Source organism: Phenylobacterium sp., assembly GCF_031181185.1.
In the GTDB taxonomy this organism is placed as follows: Bacteria; Pseudomonadota; Alphaproteobacteria; order Caulobacterales; family Caulobacteraceae; genus Phenylobacterium.
This window is the reverse complement of record NZ_JAPSKZ010000310.1, coordinates 1-2,131: the sequence shown is the minus strand read 5'-3', so window position 1 is coordinate 2,131 and position 2,131 is coordinate 1. Positions and strand designations below refer to the sequence as shown.

The following is a 2,131-nucleotide window of genomic DNA, read 5'->3' as shown; positions in this document are numbered from 1 at the left end:
GCCGTTGAGCTCGATGCGCAGGGCGTTCTTGCGTCCGGTGGCGTAGCGGGTGGCCTCGAAGGAGGCGAGGGCGCCGGAGGCGAAGCGGCCGGTGAACAGGGCGGCGTCGTCCACGGTGACCTGCCCGGTGCCGCCGGCGGAGACGGCGGTCAGGCCGCTGCCGGCCGCGGTGGGCAGGGGACGCTCCCGCACGAAGGTCTCGGTGAGCGCGGAGACGCCCGCCAGCCGCTCGCCGACCAGGTACTGCGCGAGGTCGACGATGTGCGCGCCGAGGTCGCCGAGCGAACCGGATCCGGCATGCTCGCGGCGCAGCCGCCAGGTGAGCGGGAACTCCGGGTCCACCAGCCAGTCCTGGAGGTATGTCACCCGTACGTGCCGCAGGGCGCCGACGCGGCCCTCGGCCACCATCCGCCGGGCCAGCGCGGTCGCGGGGACCCGGCGGTAGTTGAAGCCGACCATCGCCAGCGTGCCCCGGGCTCCGGCTTCTTCGGCGGCGCGGACCATGGCCTCGGCCTCGGCGACGGTGTTGGCCAACGGCTTCTCGCACAGCACGTGCTTGCCGGCGGCGAGGGCGGCCAGCGCGATCTCGGCGTGGCTGTCGCCGGGGGTGCAGATGTCGACGAGGTCGACGTCGTCCCGTTCGATCAGGGCGCGCCAGTCGGTCTCGGTGGCCGCCCAGCCGTGCCGGTCGGCCGCCGCGCGCACGGCGTCGGCGTTCCGGCCGCAGATCACGGCCAGTTCGGGGCTCAGCGGCAGGTCGAAGACGCGGCCCGCGGTGCGCCAGCCCTGGGAGTGGGCGGCGCCCATGAAGGCGTAGCCGACCATGCCGACGCGCAGCGGTGGCTTCCCCGTGTCTGCCCCTTCTGACTGCTGCGGCTGTGCCATACGGATGTCCTCCTCGTCGTCGTGGCGGGTGGGGGGTGGGCCCCGCCCGGTGGGCTGGTCAGGCCCGTGGGGCGGGGCTCCTCACTTGAAGCCGGTGGACATGTACTGGTCCACGTTCTCCTTGTCGACGACGGCCGAGTACAGCGTGAGCGACGCGGGGATCTCGTACTCGGCGAGGCCGCCGACGCCCTTGCCCTGGCCGAGGGCGCGGGCGAGGTCGATCGCGGAGGCGGCCATCGTCGGCGGGTACAGGACGGTCGCCTTCAGGACGCCGTTGTCGGCCTTGATGGCCTCGAAGGCGGAGAGCGCGCCCGCGCCGCCGACCATCAGGAAGTCGTCGCGTCCGGCCTGCTCGATGGCGCGCAGCGCGCCCACGCCCTGGTCGTCGTCGTGGTTCCACAGCGCGTCGAACTCCGGCTGGGCCTGGAGCAGCTGGGCCATCTTGGCCTGGCCGGACTCGACCGTGAAGTCGGCGGCCTGGCGGGCCACCTTCTTGATGTTGGGGTAGTTCTTCAGGGCGTCGTCGAAGCCCTGGGTGCGCTGCTTGGTGAGCTCCAGGTTGTCGAGGCCGGCGAGTTCGATGACCCGGGCATCGGACTTGTCCTTGAGCTTCTCGCCGATGTAGTGACCGGCGTTCAGACCCATGCCGTAGTTGTCGCCGCCGATCCAGCAGCGGTACGCCTGGGGGGAGTTGAAGATCCGGTCGAGGTTGACCACGGGGATGCCGGCGCGCATCGCCTTCAGTCCGACCTGGGTGAGTGCCTTGCCGTCGGCGGGCAGCACCACCAGCACGTCGACCTTCTTGTTGATGAGGGTCTCGATCTGGCCGATCTGCTGGGCGGTGTCGTTGGAGCCCTCGGTGATCTCCAGGGTGACGTCGGAGTACTTCTCGGCGCGCTTCTTGGCGTTGTCGTTGATGGCGTTGAGCCAGCCGTGGTCCGCCTGCGGCCCCGCGAAGCCGATGGTGACCGGCTTGCCGGGCTTGTCGTCGGCGACGGGCTGGTCGTTCGCGGCCGGCTTGTCGTCGTCGGACTCGTTGCTCGTGCAGCCGGTGAGGAAGGCACCGGCGGACACGGCGGCGGCTCCGAACAGGAGCCCTCTGCGGCTCGCGAAAGGCGTGGGCTGTGGCATGGCGGTGAACCCTTTCCTCAGGTCGTGCTCGCGGTACGGCGCTGGACCAGCACGGCGGCGACGATGATCGCGCCCTTGGCGATCTGCTGGACGTCGCTCTGCAGGTTGTTCAGGG

The 2,131-nt window shown here is 71.1% G+C and carries 2 protein-coding genes; both read right to left on the bottom strand.

Annotated features, from left to right (window positions below):
• On the bottom strand, nt 1–885 hold an 885-nt coding region (locus tag RIF93_RS20300; protein WP_309093250.1), incomplete at its 3' end, for a Gfo/Idh/MocA family oxidoreductase.
• Between the two features lie 81 nt (nt 886–966).
• Entirely contained in the window at nt 967–1,959 is a 993-nt protein-coding gene (locus RIF93_RS20295; RefSeq protein WP_309093249.1) for a substrate-binding domain-containing protein, read from the bottom strand.
• Nucleotides 1,960–2,131 lie beyond the last annotated feature (172 nt).